This is a genomic window from Kribbella soli, from assembly GCF_004331345.1.
Lineage (GTDB): Bacteria > Actinomycetota > Actinomycetes > Propionibacteriales > Kribbellaceae > Kribbella > Kribbella soli.
In genome coordinates, this window is sequence record NZ_SJJZ01000002.1 from 551,411 (window position 1) to 575,127 (window position 23,717).

General features: G+C 68.5%; 19 protein-coding genes. 4 read left to right on the forward strand and 15 right to left on the reverse strand.

The window, feature by feature from the left end; genetic code table 11:
* The 6 genes from E0H45_RS16840 to tnpB form a co-directional block, all read right to left on the reverse strand.
* Positions 1–1,194, reverse strand: coding sequence for a phosphoglycerate kinase (locus E0H45_RS16840; RefSeq protein WP_131338298.1), 1,194 nt, complete (start codon positions 1,192–1,194; stop codon positions 1–3).
* Between the two features lie 91 nt (positions 1,195–1,285).
* Positions 1,286–2,293, reverse strand: coding sequence for a type I glyceraldehyde-3-phosphate dehydrogenase (gene gap / locus E0H45_RS16845; protein WP_131338300.1), 1,008 nt, complete (start codon positions 2,291–2,293; stop codon positions 1,286–1,288).
* A 216-nt stretch (positions 2,294–2,509) separates the two neighbouring features.
* Positions 2,510–4,036, reverse strand: a complete 1,527-nt coding sequence (locus E0H45_RS16850; protein ID WP_131338302.1) for a M4 family metallopeptidase — start codon at positions 4,034–4,036, stop codon at positions 2,510–2,512.
* A gap of 263 nt (positions 4,037–4,299) precedes the next feature.
* A complete protein-coding gene (locus E0H45_RS16855) occupies positions 4,300–4,713 on the reverse strand; it encodes a hypothetical protein (RefSeq protein ID WP_131338304.1) in 414 nt (137 codons plus the stop codon).
* A 58-nt stretch (positions 4,714–4,771) separates the two neighbouring features.
* A complete protein-coding gene (gene whiA, locus E0H45_RS16860; protein ID WP_130448357.1) occupies positions 4,772–5,755 on the reverse strand; it encodes a DNA-binding protein WhiA in 984 nt (327 codons plus the stop codon).
* A 67-nt stretch (positions 5,756–5,822) separates the two neighbouring features.
* Positions 5,823–7,277 (reverse strand): IS607 family element RNA-guided endonuclease TnpB, encoded by a 1,455-nt coding sequence (gene tnpB / locus E0H45_RS16865; protein WP_131338306.1) that lies wholly within the window; start codon positions 7,275–7,277, stop codon positions 5,823–5,825.
* 194 nt (positions 7,278–7,471) lie between these two features.
* On the opposite strand from tnpB, the gene E0H45_RS16870 reads away from it, so the two are divergent.
* Positions 7,472–7,978 (forward strand): SigE family RNA polymerase sigma factor, encoded by a 507-nt coding sequence (locus tag E0H45_RS16870; protein WP_131338308.1) that lies wholly within the window; start codon positions 7,472–7,474, stop codon positions 7,976–7,978.
* Positions 7,975–9,387 (forward strand): hypothetical protein, encoded by a 1,413-nt coding sequence (locus E0H45_RS16875; protein WP_131338310.1) that lies wholly within the window; start codon positions 7,975–7,977, stop codon positions 9,385–9,387. The genes E0H45_RS16870 and E0H45_RS16875 overlap by 4 nt, the downstream gene beginning before the upstream one ends.
* On the opposite strand, the gene E0H45_RS16880 is transcribed toward E0H45_RS16875, so the two are convergent.
* From E0H45_RS16880 to uvrC, 3 genes are read right to left on the reverse strand one after another with little or no spacing between them, the layout of a single operon-like run.
* On the reverse strand, positions 9,384–10,325 hold the full coding sequence (locus E0H45_RS16880) for a gluconeogenesis factor YvcK family protein (protein ID WP_131338312.1): 942 nt from the start codon (positions 10,323–10,325) through the stop codon (positions 9,384–9,386). The two genes, E0H45_RS16875 and E0H45_RS16880, sit on opposite strands and share 4 nt — an antisense overlap.
* Positions 10,322–11,188 carry an RNase adapter RapZ gene (gene rapZ / locus E0H45_RS16885; RefSeq protein WP_131338314.1) on the reverse strand — a complete coding sequence of 289 codons (867 nt, stop codon included), beginning with the start codon at positions 11,186–11,188 and terminating at the stop codon, positions 10,322–10,324. The genes E0H45_RS16880 and rapZ overlap by 4 nt, the downstream gene beginning before the upstream one ends.
* Positions 11,188–13,218 (reverse strand): excinuclease ABC subunit UvrC, encoded by a 2,031-nt coding sequence (gene uvrC, locus E0H45_RS16890; protein ID WP_131338316.1) that lies wholly within the window; start codon positions 13,216–13,218, stop codon positions 11,188–11,190. Before uvrC ends, rapZ begins: the two co-directional genes overlap by 1 nt.
* A gap of 106 nt (positions 13,219–13,324) precedes the next feature.
* Here uvrC and E0H45_RS16895 point away from each other — a divergent pair, with 106 nt between their 5' ends.
* Together E0H45_RS16895 and E0H45_RS16900 are read left to right on the forward strand one after the other, a co-directional pair.
* Entirely contained in the window at positions 13,325–13,780 is a 456-nt protein-coding gene (locus E0H45_RS16895; protein ID WP_131338318.1) for a DUF6194 family protein, read from the forward strand.
* A 149-nt stretch (positions 13,781–13,929) separates the two neighbouring features.
* On the forward strand, positions 13,930–15,144 hold the full coding sequence (locus tag E0H45_RS16900; protein ID WP_131338320.1) for a S8 family peptidase: 1,215 nt from the start codon (positions 13,930–13,932) through the stop codon (positions 15,142–15,144).
* A 114-nt stretch (positions 15,145–15,258) separates the two neighbouring features.
* On the opposite strand, the gene E0H45_RS16905 is transcribed toward E0H45_RS16900, so the two are convergent.
* The 6 genes from E0H45_RS16905 to eccCa form a co-directional block, all read right to left on the reverse strand.
* Entirely contained in the window at positions 15,259–15,828 is a 570-nt protein-coding gene (locus E0H45_RS16905) for a Rieske (2Fe-2S) protein (RefSeq protein WP_238155053.1), read from the reverse strand.
* 126 nt (positions 15,829–15,954) lie between these two features.
* A complete protein-coding gene (locus E0H45_RS16910) occupies positions 15,955–16,986 on the reverse strand; it encodes a MinD/ParA family ATP-binding protein (protein ID WP_131338322.1) in 1,032 nt (343 codons plus the stop codon).
* Positions 16,987–16,998: 12 nt separating this feature from the next.
* A complete protein-coding gene (locus E0H45_RS16915) occupies positions 16,999–18,321 on the reverse strand; it encodes an EsaB/YukD family protein (RefSeq protein WP_131338324.1) in 1,323 nt (440 codons plus the stop codon).
* The gene (locus tag E0H45_RS16920) at positions 18,318–19,364 is read right to left on the reverse strand and encodes a DUF6177 family protein (RefSeq protein WP_131338326.1); all 1,047 of its coding nucleotides are present in this window, start codon (positions 19,362–19,364) and stop codon (positions 18,318–18,320) included. Before E0H45_RS16920 ends, E0H45_RS16915 begins: the two co-directional genes overlap by 4 nt.
* Before the next feature lies 1 nt (position 19,365).
* On the reverse strand, positions 19,366–19,764 hold the full coding sequence (locus tag E0H45_RS16925; RefSeq protein ID WP_131338328.1) for a hypothetical protein: 399 nt from the start codon (positions 19,762–19,764) through the stop codon (positions 19,366–19,368).
* Entirely contained in the window at positions 19,761–23,696 is a 3,936-nt protein-coding gene (eccCa, locus tag E0H45_RS16930) for a type VII secretion protein EccCa (RefSeq protein WP_238155054.1), read from the reverse strand. Before eccCa ends, E0H45_RS16925 begins: the two co-directional genes overlap by 4 nt.
* Positions 23,697–23,717: the final 21 nt, after the last annotated feature.

Sequence of the window (23,717 nt, forward strand, 5' to 3'; positions counted from 1 at the left end):
TCAGTCCTCTTCCAGTACCGCGAGACCCGGGAGCTCCTTGCCCTCCAGGTATTCGAGCGACGCGCCGCCACCGGTGGAGATGTGGCCGAACGCGTCGTCGGCGAAGCCTAGCTGCCGTACGGCGGCCGCGGAGTCACCGCCACCGACGACACTCAGCCCGTCCACCTCGGTCAACGCCTGCGCGACGGCCTTGGTTCCGCCGGCGAACGCCGCCATCTCGAACACGCCCATCGGGCCGTTCCAGAACACCGTCTTCGCCGCGGCGACCTCGGCGGCGAAGACCTTGGCGGACTCCGGGCCGATGTCCAGGCCGAGCTGGTCGGCGGGGATCGCGTCCGCGGCCACCACGGTGGCCGGCGAGTCAGCCTTGAACTCCGGGGCGACCACGATGTCGGTCGGCAGCACGATCTTGTCGCCGGCCTCCTTCAGGTAGCCGCGGACGATGTCCAGCTGGTCTTCCTCGAGCAGGCTCTTGCCGACCTCGTGACCCTGCGCCTTCAGGAACGTGAAGACCATGCCGCCGCCGATCAGCAGCTTGTCGGCCTTGGCGATCAGGTTGTCGATCACCGCGAGTTTGTCCGACACCTTGGCGCCGCCGAGTACGACGACGTACGGCCGGGCCGGGTCCTCGGTGAGCTTCTTCAGTACGTCGACCTCGGCGAGCACCAGCCCACCCGCCGCGTGCGGGAGCCTGCGCGCGACGTCGTACACACTGGCCTGCTTGCGGTGCACGACACCGAAGCCGTCGCTGACGAACACGTCGGCCAGCGCCGCGAGCTCGTCGGCCAGCGCGCCACGCTCGGCCTCGTCCTTGCTCTCCTCGCGCGGGTCGTAGCGCACGTTCTCCAGCAGCAGGACCTCACCCTCGTCGAGATCCTGTACGGCGGTCTGCGCCGCGTCACCGGTGACGTCGGAGGCGAACCGCACGGTGATGCCCTCCGGCTGCAGCAGCTCACCGAGCCGCTTCGCCACCGGAGCCAGCGTGTACTTCGGGTTCGGCTCGCCCTTGGGGCGGCCGAGGTGCGCGGTCACGATCACCTTCGCGCCCGCCTTCGCCAGCTTCACCAGAGTCGGCAGCGACGCGCGGATCCGGCCGTCGTCGCCGATCACCTCGTCCTTGATCGGCACGTTCAGGTCGGAGCGCACCAGCACCCGCTGGCCGGCCAGGTCGCCGAGATCTTCGATGGTCTTCACAGTTCAGCTTCCTTCAGCTCAACCACTAACGTCCGAAGAACTGTGCGTTGGAGGCCACAGTTCTTCGGACGCAACGTGATGGGAGTAGACGTCAGAGGGACGCGCCGACGTGGTTCACCAGGTCGACCAGACGGTTCGAGTAGCCCCACTCGTTGTCGTACCAGCCGACGACCTTGACCTGGTTGCCGATCACCTTGGTCAGGCCGGCGTCGAAGATGCAGGACGCCGGGTCGGTGACGATGTCGCTCGAGACGATCTCGTCCTCGGTGTAGGTCAGGTAGCCCTTCAGCGAACCCTCCGCCGCGGCGACCTTGTAGGCCTCCTTGACCTCGTCCACGGTGACCTCGCGGCCGACGGTGACGGTGAGGTCGGTCGCCGAGCCGGTCGGGACCGGGACGCGCAGCGCGTAGCCGTCCAGCTTGCCCTTGAGCTCCGGCAGCACCAGGCCGATCGCCTTCGCGGCGCCGGTCGAGGTCGGGACGATGTTCAGCGCGGCGGCGCGGGCGCGGCGCAGGTCCTTGTGCGGGCCGTCCTGCAGGTTCTGGTCCTGGGTGTACGCGTGGATCGTGGTCATCAGACCCTTTTCGATGCCGAACGCGTCGTTGAGGACCTTCGCCAGCGGGGCGATGCAGTTGGTGGTGCAGGACGCGTTCGAGATCACGGTGTGCTTCTCGGCGTCGTACAGGTCGTGGTTCACGCCCATCACCACGGTCAGGTCCTCGTTCTTCGCCGGGGCGGAGATGATGACCTTCTTGGCGCCGTTGTCGGCGTGGGTCTTGGCCTTGGTGGCGTCGGTGAAGAAGCCGGTGGACTCGATCACCACGTCGGCGCCGACGTCCGACCACTTCAGGTTGGCCGGGTCGCGCTCGGCGAACGCCTTGAAGCTCTTGCCGCCGACGGTGATGTCGTCGTCGGTGGCGGAGACCTCACCCGGGAACCGGCCCAGGATCGAGTCGTACTTCAGCAGGTGAGCGAGGGTCTGGTTGTCGGTCAGATCGTTGACGGCGACGACCTCGATGTCGGCACCGGACGCCTGCACGGCGCGGAAGAAGTTACGGCCGATGCGGCCGAAGCCGTTGATACCTACGCGTACGGTCACGGGTCTGCGTCTCCTCAGAACTAGCTATGGCACTGCCGCTACAGCCCGAAGACTAGCCCAACAGCCCACTCGATCAACTGGTAGCGTCCAGATGAGACCACCGGTTATTTTTCACGGCTTCAGACCAGACCACTTGCTGGTACGACGAACGGCGATTTCCGGAATGTCTCTCCGGAAACCGCCGTTCGCACCACTGGCTACGTGAGGTTCACCCGATCACGGGAGCACGTTCACCGCGGTCCACGCCTTGTCGACCGCGGCCCGCTCCGCGCTGCTCGCGCCGTACAGGTCCGTGGCGGCGTTCAGCGTCGCGGTCCTGGCACCGTGGTAGTCGGTCCGCGACGTCATGTACGTCGTCAGCGCGCGGTACCAGATCTTCTCGGCCTTGCTGATCCCGATGCCGCTCACCGTGACGCCGTTGGCCGTCGGGCTGTTGTACGCGACGCCGTTGATCGTCTTCGCGCCGCTGCCCTCGGACAGCAGGTAGAAGAAGTGGTTGCCGACACCGGACGAGTAGTGCACGTTCAGCCGGCCGACGCTCTTCGACCACGAGTCGGCGCTGGCACCGTCCATCGACGGCTTGTCGAGCCGCCGGATGTAGTTCGTCGCCGGGTTGTAGTCGGTGAAGATCTCCTCACCGAGGACGTAGTCCGGCGTGTCCTGGCTGTTGGCGGCGTACCACTCGACGGCCGTGCCGAAGATGTCCGACGTGGACTCGTTCAGGCCGCCGGACTCGCCGCTGTAGCGCAGGCCTGCCGAGCGGCTGGTGACGCCGTGGCTCATCTCGTGGCCGGCGATGTCCAGCTCGACGAGCGGGCCGATCCCCTGGCTCGGGTCGCCGTCGCCGTACTTCATGCAGAAGCAGGAGTCGCTCCAGGACGCGTTCACGTACGCACCGTCGTGGACGTACGACTTCGCGCCCTTGCCGTCGTTGGCGATGCCGTTGCGGCCGTGCACGCTCTTGTAGTAGTCCCACGTCTTGGCGATGCCGTAGTGGGCGTCGACACCGGCGGTCTGCGCGTTCGAGTTGCTGCCGGTCCCCCAGACGTTGTCGGCGTCGGAGAACAGCGTGCCGCCGTTGTACGTCGCGTTGCCGCCGCGGACCGGGTCGACCATCGTCCAGCTGGTGCCGGACTTCGTGGTGTCCAGGCCGACCGTGCCGACGTACAGGCCGGTACCGCTGCCGAGGTCGTCGTTCACCGTCGTCCAGCTGTCGAGGACCTTGCCGTTCTGCGCGTCGACGTACGTCTCGGTGCCGGTCGGCTCGCCGTTGGCCTTGCGGCCCTCGCTGACGACCTTGTACGCGAGCTTGGACTGGCCGGCGTTCGTGACGAAGACGACGAGCTGCTGCTTGCCGGCCTTCTGCTTGGTGGCGGCGGTGGCGGACGCCGCTGAGACCGCAGGCTTCACGGACAGGGCGAGCTTGCCGACCCCTCCGGTCGCCGATCGGGCCTTGCCGGCCTTGTCCTGGTGGACGACGACGTCGCCGCCGACGACCGGCAGACCTTGGTACGTGCGGTCGAACCGGACGTGGCTGCTGCCGTCGCCGTCCACGACGACGTCACGGACGACCAGGTCGCCGCCGTCGCCGATGCCGAGCTGTGCGGCGTTGGCCCGCGCGGCTGCGACCGGAGACGCGGCAGAGCCACCGGGTTGGGCGGCCTGCACGTTCACGGTGATGGTGACGACGGCCAGACCGGCGATCGCGGTAGCGGCCAGACCGGCGCGATGAATGCGCTTCATGCGTTACTCCTTGGGCGGGAGACGCGCACGATCCGGGACAGGACGTGCGCGAATGGGCACGCACACCCTCGGCGAGCCCTCCGCCAAAAGGAACCGGTCGGACTCGAAAACCCCGGAATCACCGGGAAAACCTTCGGTCCGGGGTGACCGGACCTCCGCCACTCACCAACCCGCACGCGGGTTGGACATCCAGCGGTCGCCTACCGTGCGGACCTCACGACCCGGCCGGTTGGTGAGTGGCGGAAGTCCGGCTCACCGTGCGGTCAGCCGAGGCCGAGCGCCGGCTTCGCGGCCCGCGACCCGGCCGCGCTTTCCTTCGCGCCGTCGGCGGTCGGCTCCGGCTGGGCCACGCCGCCGAGGGGTGCCTGACCGCTGTTCAGCAGGTCCCGCGCGAACGCCACGTCACCGGCCGCGCCGATGCCGAGTGCGCCCTTGACCCCGTCCAGCCGGCCCGGCGCAGCAGCCTGGAACCCGTCGTCCGGCCAGTTCGCGACGGCCGACTCCGGATCGGCGACCATGTTGACCTTCTTCGCCGCGTCCTCGGCCGCCTTTCGCGCCGCTTCCTCCTCGCGGAACTTCGCAAGCGCTTCCTGCTGCTTCCGGGTCTGTTCCTCGACCCTCAGTCGCTCGTCCATCTGCTGCCGTTTGTACAGCTCTTCTTCGTTTTCTGTGCCCATGGGCGCAATCCAACCGAGCCGGCAAGGAGCAGGCAGCCGGTTGTCGGTAACGATCCGATCAAGCGGGGTCGAGCATCTCCGGGGTGAGGTTGGCCTCGGTGTTCGGGACGCCGAGGTCGCTGGCGCGCTTGTCGGCCATCGCGAGCAGCCGGCGGATCCGGCCGGCGACGGCGTCCTTGGTGAGAGCCGGCTCGTGCAGCTGGCCGAGCTCTTCGAGGCTGGCCTGCTTGTGCTCCAGCCGCAGCTTGCCCGCAACCTGCAGGTGGTCCGGTACGTCGTCGCCGAGGATCTCCAGCGCCCGCTCGACTCGCGCGCCCGCGGCCACCGCGGCTCGTGCGGAGCGGCGCAGGTTCGCGTCGTCGAAGTTGGCCAGCCGGTTCGCGGTCGCGCGGACCTCGCGGCGCATCCGCCGCTCCTCCCACGCCAGCACCGACTCGTGCGCACCGAGCCGGGTGAGCAGGGCGCCGATCGCGTCACCGTCGCGGATCACCACGCGGTCCACGTTCCGCACCTCACGCGCCTTCGAACCGATCCCGAGCCGCCGCGCCGCACCGACCAGCGCGAGCGCCGCCTCCGGGCCGGGACAGGTCACCTCGAGCGAGGACGACCGACCAGGCTCAGTCAGCGAGCCGTGCGCCAGGAACGCGCCGCGCCAGGCCGCCACCGCGTCACAGGACGCACCGGACACGACCGCGGGCGGGAGGCCACGGACCGGACGGCCACGGTTGTCCACGAGGCCGGTCTGCCGGGCCAGCGCGTCACCGTCCCGGACGACGCGTACGACGTACTTGGTCTGCTTGCGGATGCCTGACGGGGAAATCACTACCACGTCCGACGGGTGACCGAAGATCTCAGCGATGTCCTTGCGCAGTCGCCGGGCCGCGGCACCGCTGTCCAGTTCGGCCTCGACGACGATGCGTCCGGACACCAGGTGCAGCCCGCCGGCAAACCGCAGGATCGACGACACCTCGGCCTTGCGGCAACACGGTTTCGTCACCTGAATACTGGTCAACTCGGACTTCACCTGTGCTGTCATCGCCATGAAGGCCATCCTCCCACCCATGTCAAAGACCGTTGCCTGCTGGGAAAGCGAACGTCGGTTTGCTCCATCAGGCAGCCTCGCCTTGCGGTGAGGCAGTCCCCGTCTGATCCAGCGGGTGCTGGGGCGGGGTTGACGTTTCACAGCCTGCTGCGTCGCCCGCTGGCGCGGGTCCGGTCTCCTGCATGGCTCCACGTCCGGCCACCGGACCACTCCCGGCGGGACTCCGTTCACTCAGGGTGTGAGTCTCGCCGAGTCGCGCGAGGTTGATTGCGGCATTCAGGTCTCGGTCGATGACCAGGCCGCAGTGTTCGCAGACGTAACTGCGCTCGGCCAGCAGAAGCCTTGGTTTTCGGCTTCCGCATCCCGAGCAGGTCTTGCTGGACGGGTACCAGCGGTCGGCTTCGACCAGCCTGGACCCGTACCAGATCGTCTTGTAGGCGAGCATGCGTCGTACCTGCGCGAGGGCGGCATCCGCCAACGCGCGGTTCAGGCCACGCTTGCACGCACCGCCGGCCGTCCGCATGCCCGAGACGTTGAGGGTCTCCACGGTGATGGTCAGGTGCTGCTGGGCGAGCCGGGTGGTGGCCTTTTGCACCGTGTCCCGCCTGATGCTCGCGGCTCGCGCGTGGGCTTTCCCGATCAGGGCCTGGGTGCGTCGCCACCGCTTGGAAGGCAACCGTTTGTGCTTCGACTGAGGATCGTACGGGCCCTGCTGGCGTGAGGCCTTGCGTTGCAGCGCGCGCAGCCGGACCGTTGCCCTGGCGAGGCTCCGGGGCGCAGGCACCCGGTCGACCTCGGCGCCGTCCGGAGTGGCGACCACCAGCAGATCCTTCACACCGACGTCCACACCCACCACGGCGTGCCGTATGCCCGCGTGCGCCGGACGGGTGGTGGTGCGTTGTACGAGTGTCTGGAAGGACACACACCAACGCCCATCACTGTCCCTGGCAACCGTCGCGGAAAGCACCCGCGCGGTCGCGTTCTCGATGCGGAGTGCGAGTTTCCGTGTGGACTCGTGCGTGCGGATCCTGCCGAGCCTGGGGAGGGTGACATGATGCCGGTCGGGCTCGAGCCGGAGGGGACCGGTGGTGAACCGCACGCTCGCGCGCGCACGCTTGGTGTGGAAGCGGGGGAACCCGACTGGCCGCCCGGCACGCCTGCCTCCACGGGACTTCGACCACGACTCCAGTGATCTCGCGAGGGAATCCAGGCCGCTGTTGTATGCCTCCTTGGAGTTCTCCTTCCACCACGGCGCCGCCGAGTTCTTGCGCGCGTTCCACACCCTGCGCAGCGCCGGTAGCGACCACCCCAGGACTGGGGTCAGGACATCCTCGGCAACGCCGTACGACCTCTCAGCCGACCGCTGGTCCAGCACCGCCTTCACCAATCTGAGCATGTGGTTGCGAGCGAACCTCGCTGCTCCAGCATGGGAGGCCAGGCCGCGCTCCTGGGCGGGCGTGGGATCCAGCGCGTACCGGTATGCCTGCACCACCCAACCGTCCGGAATCTTGAACCTCGCCATCTCACCACCCTCCCATCGACCACCGACAATCACCGGTCGCTCGCAGACCTAGTTGCTTCATCAGCCCTCGCAACGAACCGCAGGCCGCGTTCGGCGTCGATCACTCCAACGGAAGTGGCGAGGATCCGTTACGAGAGCTGCAACCTTTTGATGCACTGAATGCGTTACCCCGACGACGTTCCGAGAGGAGGGGTATGAAGGCACCGGACGACGCCGAGTTCACCGAGTTCGCCGCGACCACGGTCCGGCGGCTGCGCAGAACGGCGTACCTGATGTGTGGCGACTGGCACCGTGCGGAGGACGCGGCGCAGGACGCGCTCGTGAAGGTGTACCGCCGCTGGCACCGGATCGACCGCACCCAAGGGCTGAACGGCTACGCGCACCAATGCCTGGTCACGGCCGTGTTCGACCAGTCCAGGAAGCCGTGGCGGCGAGAGCGGCTCGTCGACACCGACGAGAAGACCGCGCCCCTGCCCGATCCGGTCGGCACCGTCGACGACCGGATGCTCGTCGTCCAGGCGCTCGGCGCGCTGCCGCCGAGCCAACGGGCCTGCGTCGTACTGCGGCACTACGCCGACCTCAGCCTCGAACAGACCGCCGACATCCTCGGCATCGGCGTCGGCGGCGTGAAGAGCCAGACGTCCCGCGGCCTCACCCGCCTCCGCGAACTACTCGACCAGACCGAGAGGAGCGCCTCATGAGTACGGAGATCGAACGCCTGCTGGCCGCTGCCGCCGACGACACCGACCAGCCACTGACCACCGACATCGACGATCTGCTCGTGCGTGCCCGGCGCTCCGTGCGGAAGACGCGGATCGCGACGGCGTCCACCGCCGTCCTCACCACGGGCGTCATCATCGCTGGTGTCGCCACGTGGTCGGCGAATCGCAACGAGAGCACCGAACCCGCGGACGGCCCGAGGCTCACGATGGATCCGAGCACCGGTCGCATCATCAAGGACGAGACCGGCAAGGCCGTCCAGGCGCCTCCGCCGGTCAGCCAGCTGAGCGACGCCAACCTGCGCAACCAGTGCAAGCAGGCCGACAAGGAGTACGTCGACTTCTTGCGCGAGCGCGGCGCCAACGCCTTCGACAAGGGACAACCGCTCGACGCCCGCTGGAAGGTCGTCGTGAAGGCCGGCAGTGGCAACCGGGTGCAGGCGATGTTCCTGTCACCGGACCAGTCGATCGTCAGCACTTGCACGTTGATGAGCGTCGGGCAGGCGCAGTCCTACGGGCGGAGCAGCACGAAGCCGGAGGCCACCTCGGGCCGGACCCCGACCGGGACGGCCGTGAACCGGGTTCCGGACGGTGTCCGCGAGGTTCTGGTCGACCTCGACGACGAGATCGAACCGCGGCAGGCACTACTCGGCGAGAACGGCTTCTACTCGCTCGGGTTCGACGCCTCGACCAGCGGTCGGCTCCGGCAGGTCCGCGGGTACGACGATCAAGGCCACAAGATCTTCGAGTACACGCGCCCGCCGCTCCCGACCGCGCACTGGCCGTCCGTGCCGGACAACGTCACGGTCAAGACCGCCGAGCCGATCACACCGAACGTCGTACTCACGAAGGACCCGCTGACCGGAAAGTCCCTCGCTCCCCCGCCGCCGGTCAGTCCGCTGACCGACGAGCAGATCACCACCCGATGCCGTGGAGTTGACGACATCTACTTCAGCGGCAAAAGCAGCGCGCAGGATCCGCGGAACAAGGCCGCCGGCCCAGTCACGAAGGACTGGCAGGTCGCACTCAAGACGGGCACCGGCAACAAGCTCACCGCCGTACTGATCTCACCCGACAAGAAGGTGTACGCGTGGTGCCACATGCTGGCGGCCACGGCGAAGGGTCCGTACGACTACACGCGGAGCGCCGTCCAGGCGAACGGGAAGTTCGCCGACGACTTCAGTTTCGGGATGGTGCCGGACGGCGTCGCGCAGCTCGTCGTCGACCTGCCGAAGCAGGGCCCGACCCGCGCGCTGATCTCGAACGGCTACTACATCTGGGGCCTGACCGGCGGGAACTCCGACATCAAGAGCGTCCGGATCCGCGGATACGACGCAAACGGCAAGCAGGTCTACACCGCGAAGAAGGACGTCGACGCGGACTTCGACTAGCTGAAGATCTCCCGGTACACCTTGGCGAGCTTGTCCGGGGCGTGGTGCAGGTCGCGGTCCTCGTCGGCGATGTCGGCGATCACCAGCTCGGCCCCGAGGGACTCCGCCGTACGGCGCAGCGACTCGGGGTCGGGCACGTGACCGGCGTCGGCGAGCACGACGTCGATCCGCAGATCCGGCGCGTGCCCGGCCAGCACCTCCAGATGCGTCTCGGGCGAGAACCCGTCGGTCTCTCCCTTCTGCTCCCCCAGGTTCAGGGTCAGGAGCCGGCGGGCGCTGGTCTGCTCGAGACCGCGGCACAGCGCGGGCACCAGCAGGTTCGGGATGACGGACGTGAACCAGGACCCCGGTCCCACCACGACCCAATCCGCTTCCGCGATCGCCACCAGGGCCTCGGGACAAGCGGGCGGGTCGGCCGGGTCCAGCGCGACGTCGACGACATGCCCTTCGGTCGACGCCACCTCGGCCTGACCGCGGATCTCCGTGATCACTTCCGGATGCGCCGGATCGAGCCCGAGCACCCGCGCGGTGATGTCCAGCGGTACGGCGGACATCGGCAGCACCCGGCCCTCCGCGCCGAGCAGCCGGCCCACCCAGTCGAGTCCGTCGACCGCTTCGCCGAGTAGCTCCCACAACGCGACGATCAGCAGGTTGCCGACCGCGTGGTCGTGCAGCTCACCGTTGCTGCGGAAGCGATGCTGCAGCACGTTGGCCCACGTCCGGCCCCACTCGTCATCACGACACAGCGCGGCCAACGCCATCCGCAGGTCACCCGGCGGCAGTACTCCGAGCTCCTGGCGCAGCCGCCCGGACGAGCCGCCGTTGTCGGCGACCGTGACGACCGCGGTCAGCTGATCGGTGACATGGCGAAGTGCGGACAGGGATGCGGCCAAGCCATGTCCCCCACCCAGCGCGACGACCCGGGGCGATCGCGTCACTCCCGCCCCAGATCCCGGTGTACCACTAACGTCGGTGAACCCTTCTCGCGCAGCCTGCGGGCGATCTCCTCCGCCATCGCGACACTGCGGTGCTTACCCCCGGTGCAGCCGATCGCGACGGTGACGAAGCGCTTGCCCTCGTTCAGGTAGCCGGTCCGCAGGGTGTCCAGCACGTCCACGTAGTTCTGCAGGAACTGCTGGGCCAGCGGATGGCCGAGCACGAAGTCTGACACAGGCTTGTCCTGCCCGGTCATCGGGCGCAGGTCGGGCTGCCAGTACGGGTTCGGGATGAAGCGCATGTCGGCGACCACGTCGGCGTCCACCGGGATGCCGTACTTGAACCCGAACGACACCACGGTCGCCCGGAGCTCGGCGTTCTCCTCGTCGCCGAACGCGTTCACGATCTTCGCGGCGAGCTGGTGGATGTTCAGGCTCGAGGTGTCGATCACCAGGTCGGCGCCCGCCCGGATGTCGCCGAGCAGTTCGCGCTCGCGCTGGATGCCGTCGAGCAACCGGCCTTCGCCCTGCAGCGGGTGCGGCCGGCGGACGCTCTCCTGCCGGCGCACGATCACGTCGTCGGACGCCTCCAGGAACAACGTCAGCGGCCGGTACCCCTTCAGCCGCAGGTCGTGGATCGCCGAGCTCAGCTCGTCGAAGAACAGGCCGGTCCGGACGTCGACGACGACCGCGAGCCGCGGTGCCGCGCCGGTCCCGACGACCTGCTCGACGAGGGTGGTCAGGAACATCGGCGGCAGGTTGTCCACGACGAACCAGCCGAGGTCCTCCAGTACGTCGGCGACGGAGCTCCGTCCCGCGCCCGACATACCGGACACGATGATGAGGTTGCCGCCCGTGTCGTCCATCAGTTCTCAGTTCTCCCTGGATCCCCGTCAGGCGTCCCGGCCGGCGCCGGGACGTCGTCCCCCAGTATCTCGCCTGTGGCCGTGTTCACCGACGGAGCCCGGCCGGTTTCCGCCTTCGTTGCGGCAGCGTTAACCGCGAGTACGACGGACTCCGCCGTACGGCGCCCGAAACCGGGCAGATCGGACACCTCGTCGATCGTGGCCAGCCGCAACTTCTTCAGCGACCCGAAGTGCCGCAGCAGCGTCTTGCGCCGGACCTCACCGAGACCCGGCACCTCGTCGAGAACGCTCTCGACCATCGACTTCGACCGCCGGCTGCGGTGGTGCGTGATCGCGAACCGGTGCGCCTCGTCCCGGAGCCGCTGCAGCAGATAGAGCCCTTCCGACGTACGCGAGAAGATCACCGGGTCTTCCTCGTCCGGCAGCCACACCTCTTCCAGCCGCTTCGCCAGACCGCAGACCGGGATGTCACCGAGGCCGAGCTCGTCCATCGCCTGCCGGGCCGCCGCGACCTGCGGCGGACCACCGTCGACCACCACTAGTCCCGGCGCATAGGAGAACTTCCTGGCCCGCCCGGTCTCGGGGTCGATGAGGGCGCCGTTCGGATCCTCGTCGGCGGTCATGGTGGCGCGCTCGTCCAGGAGCCGCTTGAACCGGCGGGTCAGGACCTCGGCGATCGAGGCGACGTCGTTCTGTCCGTCGACGCCCTTGATCACGAACCGCCGGTACTCACTCTTGCGCGGCAGGCCGTCCTCGAACACGACCATCGAGGCGACCACCTCGGTGCCTTGCAGGTTCGAGACGTCGTAGCACTCCAGCCGCAGCGGCGCCTCAGGCAGGTCGAGCGCGGCCTGGATCTCCTCGAGCGCCTGGTTGCGGGTGGTCAGGTCGCTCGCCCGCTTGGTCTTGTGCATCGTCAGCGTCTGCAGCGCGTTGCGCTCGACGGTCTCCATCAGCGCCTTCTTGTCGCCACGCTGCGGGACCCGGATGTCCACCCGCGCGCCGCGCGTCGCCTCGAGCCACTCGGTCAGCGCGGCCGCGTCCTCGGGCATCGTCGGGACCAGGATCTCCCGCGGGATCGCGTCGGCCGAGTCGCCGGCGTACGTCTGCTGGATGAACCGGGACACCAGGTCGCCGGTGCTCGCCGTACCGTCGGCCTTGTCGGCGATGAAGCCGCGCTCTCCGCGGATCCGGCCGCCGCGGACATAGAAGATCTGCACCGCGACCTCGAGCGGATCCTCGCTGAGCGCGATCACGTCGGTGTCGGTGCCGTCGCCAAGGACCACCGCGTTCTTGGCCAGTGCCTTCTCCAGGGCGGCCAGGTCGTCGCGGATCTTCGCGGCCCGCTCGTACTCGAGCTCGGCGGCCGCGGCCTGCATCTCCTTCTGCAGCCGGCGCACGTACGTCGCGGTCTGCCCGGAGAGGAACGCGGCGAAGTCGTCGACGATCTGCCGGTGCTCCTCCTGCGTCACCTGACCCGTGCAGGGCGCGGCGCACTTGCCGATGTACCCGAGCAGGCAGGGCCGGCCGATCTGTCGGTGCCGGTTGAACACGCCCTTGCTGCACGAGCGCATCGGGAACACCCGGAGCAGCAGGTCGACGGTCTCCCGGATCGCCCACGCGTGGCTGTACGGACCGAAGTACCGCACGCCCTTCTTCTTCTGGCCGCGGCCGACCATCACCCGTGGATACTCCTCGTTGAGGGTGATCGCGAGCCACGGGTACGACTTGTCGTCGCGGTACTTCACGTTGAAACGCGGGTCGTACTCCTTGATCCAGGAGTACTCCAGCTGCAGTGACTCGACCTCGGTCGAGACCACCGTCCACTCGACCTTCGCGGCCGTCGTCACCATCGCCTGCGTGCGCGGGTGCAGGTTCACCAGGTCCTGGAAGTACGACGACAGGCGCGCGCGGAGGTTCTTCGCCTTGCCGACGTAGATCACCCGGCCGCCGGAGTCGCTGAAGCGATAGACACCGGGCGAGTCGGGGATCGATCCCGGAGCAGGACGGTACGAGGACGGATCAGCCACTCAACCACCCTAGTTCGGCCCGCCGACAAACACCCTCCAGCACCCGCCGACGAAGGCTGCGAGCGAGGAAAGTCTCCATTGCTGCTTCAATGACAAACTTGAAGGTATGAGACTTGAAGAACTGGATCGACTGATTCGCGCGTACGACGGCGTCCGGGTGCTCGAGGCCCAGGACGACCTGTTCTACCTGTTCGACCCGGCGGGCGTCCTGCCGCCGGAGCGGCAGCAGCCGTTCGCCACCATTGTCACCGGTGACCACTACGAGAAGGTGTCCCGGCTCGACGAGCCCGGCTCCTGGCGTCTCAACCTCGGCCTCAGCAAGGCGACGTACACCTCGCTGTTCGGACCGGTGCCGACCGAGCGCGACGCCGACTGGGTGCTCGACTCGGGCCACGACTACGCCGCCCGCGACGTGTTGATGCCGCATCCGTTCTATGCCACTCAGCACTGGGTCGCGATCGTCGACCCGACCGGTCTGGACCAGCTGCTCCCGCTGATCGTGGAGGCGTACGAGTTCGCGACGCGCAAGTATTCCAATCACCAGGCACGGCAAACCAGCTGAAGATTGCGGTCGTATTGCGGGTTTGCCCATAAGGCTGAGTTGACCCCCGGCTGGGATGGGCGCGCTCCCTAGCGTGTGGACCAGGGTAGATGCGCAGGTCCTTTGCGTGAGGCAACAAGGCCTTGCGCTGACTCGAGGGAGTTCCGCCCATGTCCCCATCCCTTCGCAGACCGCGCGCTTTACTGGGTGCCGTCGCTGCGTCCGCGCTCGCCGTCACCGGAATCGCCGTTACCGCGGCCGGCAGTGACGCGTCGCAAACCGCTCCCGTCACCATCCGCGGCGCCGGCAGCTCGAACGCGATCCCCGGCAGCTACATCGTCGTACTGGCCGGCCAGAACTCGCGGGCCCAGACCCGGGCCGCGACACAGAGCCTGGCCTCGAGCTACGACGTCAAGGTCCACAAGCAGTTCGAGTCGTCGATCAAGGGCTTCTCCGCCGGCATGAACGAGGACCAGGCGAAGAAGCTGGCCGGTGACAAGCGGGTCGCGTTCGTCCAGCAGAACCAGAAGATCACGGTCAGCCAGGACGACCCGCCGTGGGGCCTGGACCGCGCCGACCAGCGAGACCTGCCGCTGGACAAGAAGTACGAGGCGTCGACCACCGCCGAGAACGTGAACGTCTACGTGATCGACACCGGTATCTACGCCGCCCACAAGGACTTCGGCGACCGCGCGTCGGTCGGCACCGACACTGTCGGCGACGGCCAGAACGGCGTCGACTGCATGGGGCACGGCAGCCACGTGGCCGGCACCATCGCGGGTACGACGTACGGCCTGGCCAAGGGTGCGAAGGTCTTCGGCGTCCGGGTGCTCGACTGCAAGGGCTCCGGCACGACCGAGTCCGTGGTCGCCGGGATCGACTGGGTGACCAAGAACGCCAAGAAGCCGGCGGTCGCGAACATGAGCCTCGGCGGCGGCGCCGACGACGCCCTCGACGCGGCGGTCAAGGCCTCTGTCGACTCCGGCGTCACCTACGCGGTTGCTGCTGGCAATGAAAGCGCGGACGCCTGCCAGGGCTCGCCGTCCCGGGAGCCTTCGGCGATCACCGTCGGCGCCACCGACGACCAGGACAAGCGCGCGGACTTCTCGAACTTCGGCAAGTGCGTGGACCTGTTCGCGCCGGGTGTCGACATCACCTCGGTCGGCATCACCGACCCGGACGCCACCGCGAAGATGAGCGGTACGTCGATGGCCACGCCGCACGTCGCCGGTGGGGTCGCGCTGTACCTGGCGGACCACCCGGACGCCACGCCGGCCGATGTCGCCAAGGCGCTGGTCGACAACGGGACGGCGGACAAGGTCGGCGACCCGGGCACGGGCTCGCCGAACAAGCTGCTGTTCGTCGGAGCTGCCGACCAGTCCTGACCCATTTCATGGGTTGACCCATGAAATTGGGGGTTCCCCACCCTGATTCCGGGTGGGGAACCCCCAACTTGCGTGGTGGACCCACCAACTTGACTGGTCAGCCCAGCAAATGGGTCAGGCGGATTCGACGATGTTGCCGCCCTCGACCTTTACGTTCACGGCCGGCAGCGCCGTCTGTGCCGGGCCGCTGACCGGGCTGCCGTCGGTGATGCTGAAGTGGCTCTGGTGGAACGGGCAGACGATCTGGCCGTTCTCCACCGAGCCGATCGGGTTGCCCTGGTGCGTGCACACCGCCGAGAAGCCCTTGTACTGACCCGCGGTCGGCTGCGTCACCACGACCTTCGCGTCGGTGAACACCTTCCCGCCACCGACCGGTACGTCGGACACCGGGCCGAGCACCGAACCGCCACCGGCCGGCGCACTCGACGACGGTGCACTCGATGACGGGGCACTGGACGAGGCGCTGCCGCTGGCACTCGGTGCCGAGCTCGAGCCGCTCGCGGACGGCGTCGTACCGCCGCCCGCGGCGTCGTCGCCACCGCAGGCCGCGAGGATCGGCGCGCTGGCACCCACGAGCGCAGCCATCGCCGCGCAGCGGAGCACTGTCCTCCGGTCGCGCAGACCATCGGCCGCCGGGTTGGCCTGCTGCGGGGTGGTGGGTGGTGCCATCGTGTCATCGCTCATGAATTTGGACCTCCAAGAGCCTGCTGATCGAAATAGTTGAACGCTATATACCGAGTCAAACGACCGGATCGGCCGAACGGTTCAACGTCGTCGGGATTGAACCGCAGTTTGAAGGTTTGCTGTGAATCAGCTGGCAGTCTGCGTCACGATCCCGACGACGCGGGCCGCGAGTTCCAGGACGGCGCGCCGCGTCTCGGTCTCCAGTTCGCTCGAGTGCAGCGGCCAGGCTCCGGCGATGTGCGGGTCGTACGGCACCACCACCGGGTCCAGTCCGCGCTGCCTGAAGGCGTCGCGCAGCCAACGGGCCGTGTCGGCCGTGGAGCTGTCGACGACCGCGATCACGACGACGCCGCGATGGAGCAGCACGTCCTGTCCGGCGGGCGCAAGCTGGTCGAGCTGCTGCAGGCAGTAGCTCGCGACCTGCGGCACCGACGGTACGACGAGCACTGTGCAGTGCCCGGTGGTCGCCATCTCGGTGGCGATCTCGTCGAACATGCTCCCCGGGCAGTCCACGACAGCGAGCCCGACGTCGCGCGCGCCCTGGCTCTGCGTGGCGGCGAGCGTCGCGCGGAGCGCCGGAACGGTGGGGTCGCTGCGGACCAGGGTCGCGCCCTCGATCGCGCCGGAGCCGCGGGTCAGCTCGAGCCGTCGCGACAGCTCGGCACCGCCCGGATCCACGTCGACCGCGACAACCCGGTCCGCGCGCTGGGCCGCCAGCGTCGTCGACAGCAGCGCCGTCACCGTCGACGTACCACCGTCCAGCACCGGGCTCGTCACGCCGACCCGGCGGGTGATCGCGATCGGACGGCGACACGTGGCGATCAGGTCCACGTCATGCTGCAGCTTGCCGGATCCACCGATCAAGTACGCCGCCTCAGACGCAACCCGCCGAAACTTGTCGAACACCGACTCCCCACTGTCCCCCGCCGCCCGCCCCCAATCTGCACGCGGCTGATTCTCCTGGTACGCCGGATGCTGCTGCTCGTACACCGGCGGCGGGTACGAAGGCGGCTGCTGTGGCTGCGGCTGGAGCCGGGGCGCAGGTGCTACCGGCTGCCCAGGGGGCGGCGCGTCGTCGGGGTGAGCCGGCTCTTCCGCGGGCGGCTGCTCCGCCGAGATCCGGCGCAGCATGTCGCGCTGCCAGTCAGGATCAGTCATTCCATCCGGTCGTCAGAACTTGTCCAGCAAGGTGGCGTAGACGCCGAACACTCCCAGCGCCAGGGGGACCATCACGATGATCACCCCGACCTCAAGATAGTCGAGCTGTTGTGTGAGCCGCGCGCGAACATGCTCCGCCGGTGCGAAACTGAGACCGAAGGCGCAGAACATCGCCACGAGCACCAGCAGCCCGAGTGCGATCAGCGCACCGCCCTGACCGTTGGCCGCGGCGATCAGCACGCATCCCGACACGATCGTGAACGCCGCCGCGAACAGGACGGCGACTTCGCTCGCCAACGGGTACAGCCGCGACCGCGACGCGAGCAGGAACGCCAGGACCAGGGCCAGCCCGACCGCCCAGCCAGAGCCGTACCGCAGCAGCATGATGCCGGCGACCGCCGACGACACAGCGATCGGCACGGTGGCGAGCGCGAGACCCAGATGCGCCGCGTTGAGTGCACTCCGCACATCGGTCCGCATGATCTCGTGCCCGGCAGCACGCTTGTCGTCAAGGCCCGGCAGCCCGGAGAGCGCGAGGGCCATCCGCGGCAAGATGCCCAGCAGTACGACTGCCAGCAGCGCCGCGAGCGCGCCGACCCGGTCCGCAGCCAGCCCGGTGCCGACACCGATCATCCAGACAGCGACGAAGAGCACCGACGTCGCACCAGCGACCACCCCGCCGCCGACGAGCCCCGCGACCGCGTAGAGCATCGGGCCGAAGGACAGGCAGAGCGCGCCGACCGTGAACACCAGACCGAGCTCCCAGCCCGCGTCCAGTGCCCAGAAGCCGATGGCGAGTGCGACGACGACCGTCGCGACCGTGACCAACGGGACCGCGACGAACTTGTTGCCGGCCCGGCCGATCGCGATACCGACGAACGCACAGATCGCGGCGACCAGGAGCAGCGCCGCCGCGGTCACCGCATGCGGTGCGATGACCAGGACCGAGAGCGCACCGGCGATGATCGAGAACCCCAGCCCCGCGCCGGCGAGGATGCGCCGGTGCTTCGGTGTGAACGTCGCACCCCGGCGTTTCAGGTCCTCGACCGCTTCCTCGGTGACGTCGTACACGGTCGGCGTCGGTGGCACCTCACCCTCGGCGGCGAGCCGCAGTACCGCGCCGTCGATGATCTGTGCGGACGCGAGCGTTCCCTCCGGTGACACGAGCGCACCGTTGGCAGTGGTCAGGAAACGGCGTTGCGGAGTCTGCTGCATCGGCTCGTCCAGCATCCGCAGCAGATCCGGAAGCAGTACGCCGAGCGGCTGGTCGGCGGGAAGCACCGCATCCAGGCGCTTGCGCTGACCGATCACCGTGACCCGGCTGTAGATACTCATGTCCGCCCTCGCTCGGCCCCAGGGATCAGCTTCTTCATCAGGTTCGCGTAGGTCTGCCAGTCGCGCGGGCTGCGCCCGTCGCCGATCGGATACCAGACCGCCGGCGTATGCGCGGGTCCGATCGCCAAGGCGCGGCTGATGCCCTCGACCTTCAGCACCTTCTCGAGGCTCGACGCCCGGACCGCCTCGTTCCCTGCGGCGACACCGATCGGGCAGGCCATCCCGAGGAACCGCGGTTCGTACGTCCCGTCCGCCGCGCCGTACGAACCCACCGCCATCGCCGACACCAGTTCGAAGTGGTCGGCGATCTCGTCGACCCACGCGCCGATCCGCTGGACGTCCGGGAGCTCGGGTCCAGGCTGAGCGACCGCCAGGGTCACGGTCTCGTCCAGTCCGGACCGCGTACGGCGGGTCTCTAGGGTGCCGACCGACGGCCCGACTCCCGGTTCGGGCGCACCAGCCAACACCAGCCAGGTCGGCTGTGGAGCGCGGCCGCGGCAGTACTCGGTCAGCGCCTCCGTGCTCCATTGCTGAGTCACAGGCTCGGACGTCGACCAACCGGCCGGCCCGGACCCGGAGGCCGCGGTGAACAACCGCTCGGCGACCCGCCCCAGAACGACGCTCGCAACGGGCTTGTGCCGCACCCGCACCGTCAGCTGCAACTGGCCGAACGGCGGCTCCTGGACGACGAAGTCAGGATGCAGGTCCGCGTTCTGCTCCCCTTGCACTGCTGGTGATCGAGCGATGAACAGGTCGCCGTTCCACTTCAGCCGTACGCCGTTCAGCCCGTCGAAGTACTCACCGTCGTCGCCGGTCACCACCCACCTGGAGAACGCGGTGCTGAACAGGGTCGACCGGACCGGCCAGGTGATCCGGGAAGTTCTCGGCGTGACCAGCTGGACCGCACGTCCGGCCGTCGTGGCCGACGCGACCGCATCACTGAGCCAGGCCGACATGCCGACCACCGGGCGATCCTGCATGACGACGGCGACCTTCTCGGTGATCAGGTCGACGCCAGGACTGAAGGTCAGTGCGTTCGGCATCTCACTCGCTCCCCTCGCTGGTGGTTGCCAGGCCGGTGAGGGTTCGGACGCCTGCCGACGTCCAGACCTGTCCACCGAGCCGGTTGATCAGAGTGGTCGCGTAGCGTTCCGCGAACTCCCGGGCGCCGTCCCGGGCCGTCGCGCGGATCTCCACCCACCACGCGGGAGTCGTGACCGAGCCGACCGCCGTACCGAGCATTCGCTCGACCTCACCCGGCACCTGGATCAGCAGCGGCAGTTCGATCGACACCAAGGGCTGGTCCTCGTCATCACACAGCTGGATGACGGCGCCCTCGCTCACTGCGCGGACACCCAGCTCCTCCCCCGCGGCGGCAAGGCCCGCCAGGAGGTCTTCGGTCGACGGAGGCTCGTCGACGAGAGCGACCAGGTCGTAGGTCATGTTGCTCCTTCTGCGTTGGTGACCGGGTCGGCCAGCGCGGTGTGCACGAGCTGCGGCCCGTCGCCCCGTCGTACGAACAAGCCCCGGCCGGGCGGGTAGTCGCCGGGGTATGCACCCGTGAAGAGCTGTCCCTCGCTCCGTTCGCCGGACAGCACCAGCCCGGCCGCTCCGGACTCCAGGACCGCTGACAGGAACGGCTCGTACATCTGCCGCGACGCGCCCGCGGCCCGCCGGGTCACGATGAAGTGCAACTTGATGTCCCGTCCGGAGGCGGCGTACGGAAGGAACGCGGCCATCGGCGACTGGCCGCCGGTAGTCAGCAGGTCGTAGTCGTCGGCCAGTACGACGATCCGCGGCCCGCCCTGACCGGCCTCCGGAATCTTGCCGGTGTCGTCCGGCATCCGCTTCGCCAGCTCCTCGGCGACGCCGGCCGCGAGCCCGGCGGCGACCCGACCGGTCGGCGCATAGCCACCGACATACGCCTGAGGTACGACGTCACGCAGACCGCGGCGCGGATCCATCACCGCGAACACCAACTCATCGGGCGTGTGCCGCTCGAGCAGCTGCTGCACGATCAGCCGCACGAGGTTGGTCTTGCCCGAACCGCTGTCGCCGAACACGACGAGGTTGCTGTCCCGGCCGGCCAGATCCAGGTACACCGGTGCCAGCGCCCGCTCGTCCACCCCGATCGGCAGCACGGCCGGCTGCCGAACCTCGTCGGCGACCTCGGCCCGCGGCAGCTTCAGCGGCAGGATCCGGACCTGCGGAGCGCGCGGTCCCTGCCAGGTGGACCGCACCGCCAGCGCCTGGGCTTCAAGGACCTCCGACAACCTCTCGTCGGACGCGACGCCGTCTACCCGCGGCAACGCGAACTGGGCGAACAGCTTGCTGCCCGGAACCAGCATCCGTCCGGGGCCGGCCTTCCGCAGTACCTCCTGCAGGCGTCGGTCGATGTTCGAGTCGGACGCATCGTTCAGCCGCAGCTCGAGCATGGTGCCGAACAGCGACTGGCTCTGCATCCGTACGTCGTTCCACCGCAGCATCGACGCCACCACATGGACGCCGTAGTTGCCACCCCGCTGCAGAATGTCGGTGACCGGCCCGTCCAGCTCGTCGAACGCGGTCCGGATCGCACCGATGTTGTCGATCACCAGGACAACGTCCGCAGTCGGCAGTTCGGGGATCCGGCCGGCCGCGTGCTCCTCGCGGAGCGCGTCCATGGTGTCGATGGCGTGGTTGCGGAACACACGCTCGCGGTGGTCGATCATGCCCCGGATCTCCTCGACCGTCCGCCGGATCTTCTCCCGGTCGGTGCGCAGCGCGACCCCGCCGACGTGTGGCAGTTGTTCGAGCGCCTGCATACCGCCGCCCGCGAGATCGAGCGCATAGATCGCGACCTCCTGCGGAGTGTGAGTATGAGCCAGCGAGGTGGCCAGCGTCCGCAACGCTGTCGTCTTCCCGGACTGCGGACCGCCGACGATCGCGGCATGTCCGCCCGCGCGGGTCAGGTCGAGCGGGAACACCTCCTGGCGCTGATTGCCCGGGTCGTCGATCACTCCGACCGGCGGCTGCATCCGCGGCGTCGACGCGGGCAGTTGCAGACCACGCCCGTCAACGAAGTCAGCGCGGCCCGCCAGCGCATCCAGCGTGCATGCGGCCGGTAGCGGCGGCAGCCAGATCTTCAGCACCGGCTCAGCCGCACGGCGTACCTGGTCGACGAAGAGCGTCAGCTCGGTCGGTCCCGTCGTACGCTCGGTCGCCTTCGATTCGACCGGCGCCTGCACCTCGTCCACGATCACCTGGTACGGCGGCAGCACCATCGGACGGGCGTCCGTCCCTTCGTCCTCGATCGTCTCGTCGGTGTCCGCGACGTACGGCCCGGAGATGTACGCCGCCCTGAAGCGCTGGTAGACGCTCGTGTCGACCTTGAGGTAGCCGAATCCCGGCAGCGGCGGCAGATGGAACGCGTCGGTCGTGTCCAGCACCGTCCGGCTCTCCTCCTCGGAGAACGTCCGCAGACCGAGCCGATAGGACAGGTACGTCTCCAGCCCGCGCAGCTTGCCCGCTTCGATCCGCTGACTGGACAGCAGCAGGTGAACACCGATCGACCGGCCGATCCGGCCGATCGAGAGGAACAGGTCGATGAAGTCCGGGCGTTCGTTGAGCAGCTCGCCGAACTCGTCGATGATGACGAACAGGTGCGGCAGCGGATCCAACTCCGGTTGTTGCGCACGCAGCAGCCGGTAGTCGGTGATGTTGGCGATGTTGCCGGCGTCCTTGAGCACCTGTTGGCGGCGCAGTACCTCGCCTTCCAGGCTCTTGTACGCACGCTCGATCAGGCTCGCGTCGTCGCGCAGGTTCGTGATGATGCCCGCCACGTGCGGCACTCCTTCGAACGGCGCGAACGTCGCGCCGCCCTTGAAGTCGACCAGCACGAACGCGAGATCCTCCGGAGAGTGCGTGGCCTGCAGCGCCATCACCATCGTCCGCAGTACTTCGGACTTGCCGGAGCCGGTCGCACCGATGCACAGCCCGTGTGGGCCCATACCGAGCTGAGCCGATTCCTTCAGGTCGACCAGGACGACGGAGCCGTGGCTGTCGACGCCGAGCGGCACCCGCAGGAACGCTCGATCCGGACGCGGCTGCCACAGCCGGCCGAAGTCCAGCTGGGCGACATCGCTGATCCCGATCAGCGCCATGAAGTCGACGTCGCCGCGCTGCGCGTCCTCCTCCAGCGACTCCGCGGACAGCCGCAACGACGCGAGCTCGCGGGCGATGCCCTCCGCGACCGCGGCCCCCGTCCGATCCACCTGCCCGCCGGCGACCATCGGGTACTGCCCGCGCAGGTCCTCGACGCGCACCTCGTCGCCGAAGACCGTGATCCGCATCGTCACCGCACTGGGTTCCTGCACCCGGTCGGCGACCAGGTGCAGGACGGTGACTCCGAGCTCTCCCGGTACCAGCGTGTCGTCGGCCTGAGGGCGCACCTCAGCAGCAACGTCGCCGTACGTGTCATGCAGCACCAGCAACCTCTTGGTCAGCCGGCGCCGATCCTCGAATGCCACCGATCCACGGCGCGACTCGGACGCCCACCGGACCCGCGCGCCCAGGTCGTCGGCGAGCAGCCTCGTCAGTTCCTGCGGCGTCTCCGCGATCCTGCGAAACGGCACCGGACCTTTCCTGCGGTCCTGGTCCACGACGTGCGGCAGCCAGTTCATCCACTGCCAGTCCGCCAAGGCAGCCGGCCGGAAGCAGGCCGCGATCGCGACATCCTCGGGCGCGTGGAACACCGCGGTCTGCACGAGCAGCGAGCGAGCCACCCGTACGACGCCCTCGCGGTCGCCGACGATGCTGACATTGCCGACGTGGTCCAGCGGCACCGTCAACGGCATGTCGGGCATCAGCGTGAACCGCCGTACCAACGCCTCGGCCTCGGCCGTCATGAACTGGTCCGGCGGCTCCATCGCGGATCCGCCTGGGCCGACCACCGCCGGGACTACCGGCACCCGGCCGGTACCGCAGCGAGCCTGCAGGAAGTCACTGTCGGTACGTCGACGCTCCCACAACCGCGACACGTCCGCGACGCAGTCGATCAGTGCGTCCGGCGGCGGATTCAGCTCGAGCGCCTGTGCGCGGGCCTTGCGTTCCGCTGCCGAGAACTCGTTACGCATCCGCTCGAGGTACTCGAGATAGCGGGTCCGCTGCTGCTTGCGATCCTTGCCGCCCTTCCCACGGGACGCCAGCATGCCGCCGAGCGACGCGATCAGCGTCAACCCGAGCAACCCGACGCCGACCATCACCGTGGGGCCCGACCGGCCCATTGTCATCATCGCGACAGAGCCGAGACTGCCCACCATCGGCAGCAACATCTGCAGCGAACCGCCGGCACCACCTCCGCCGGCACCACCGAGCGACGGCGCAGGTTCGATCACACGTTCCTGCTGCAGCCCGGG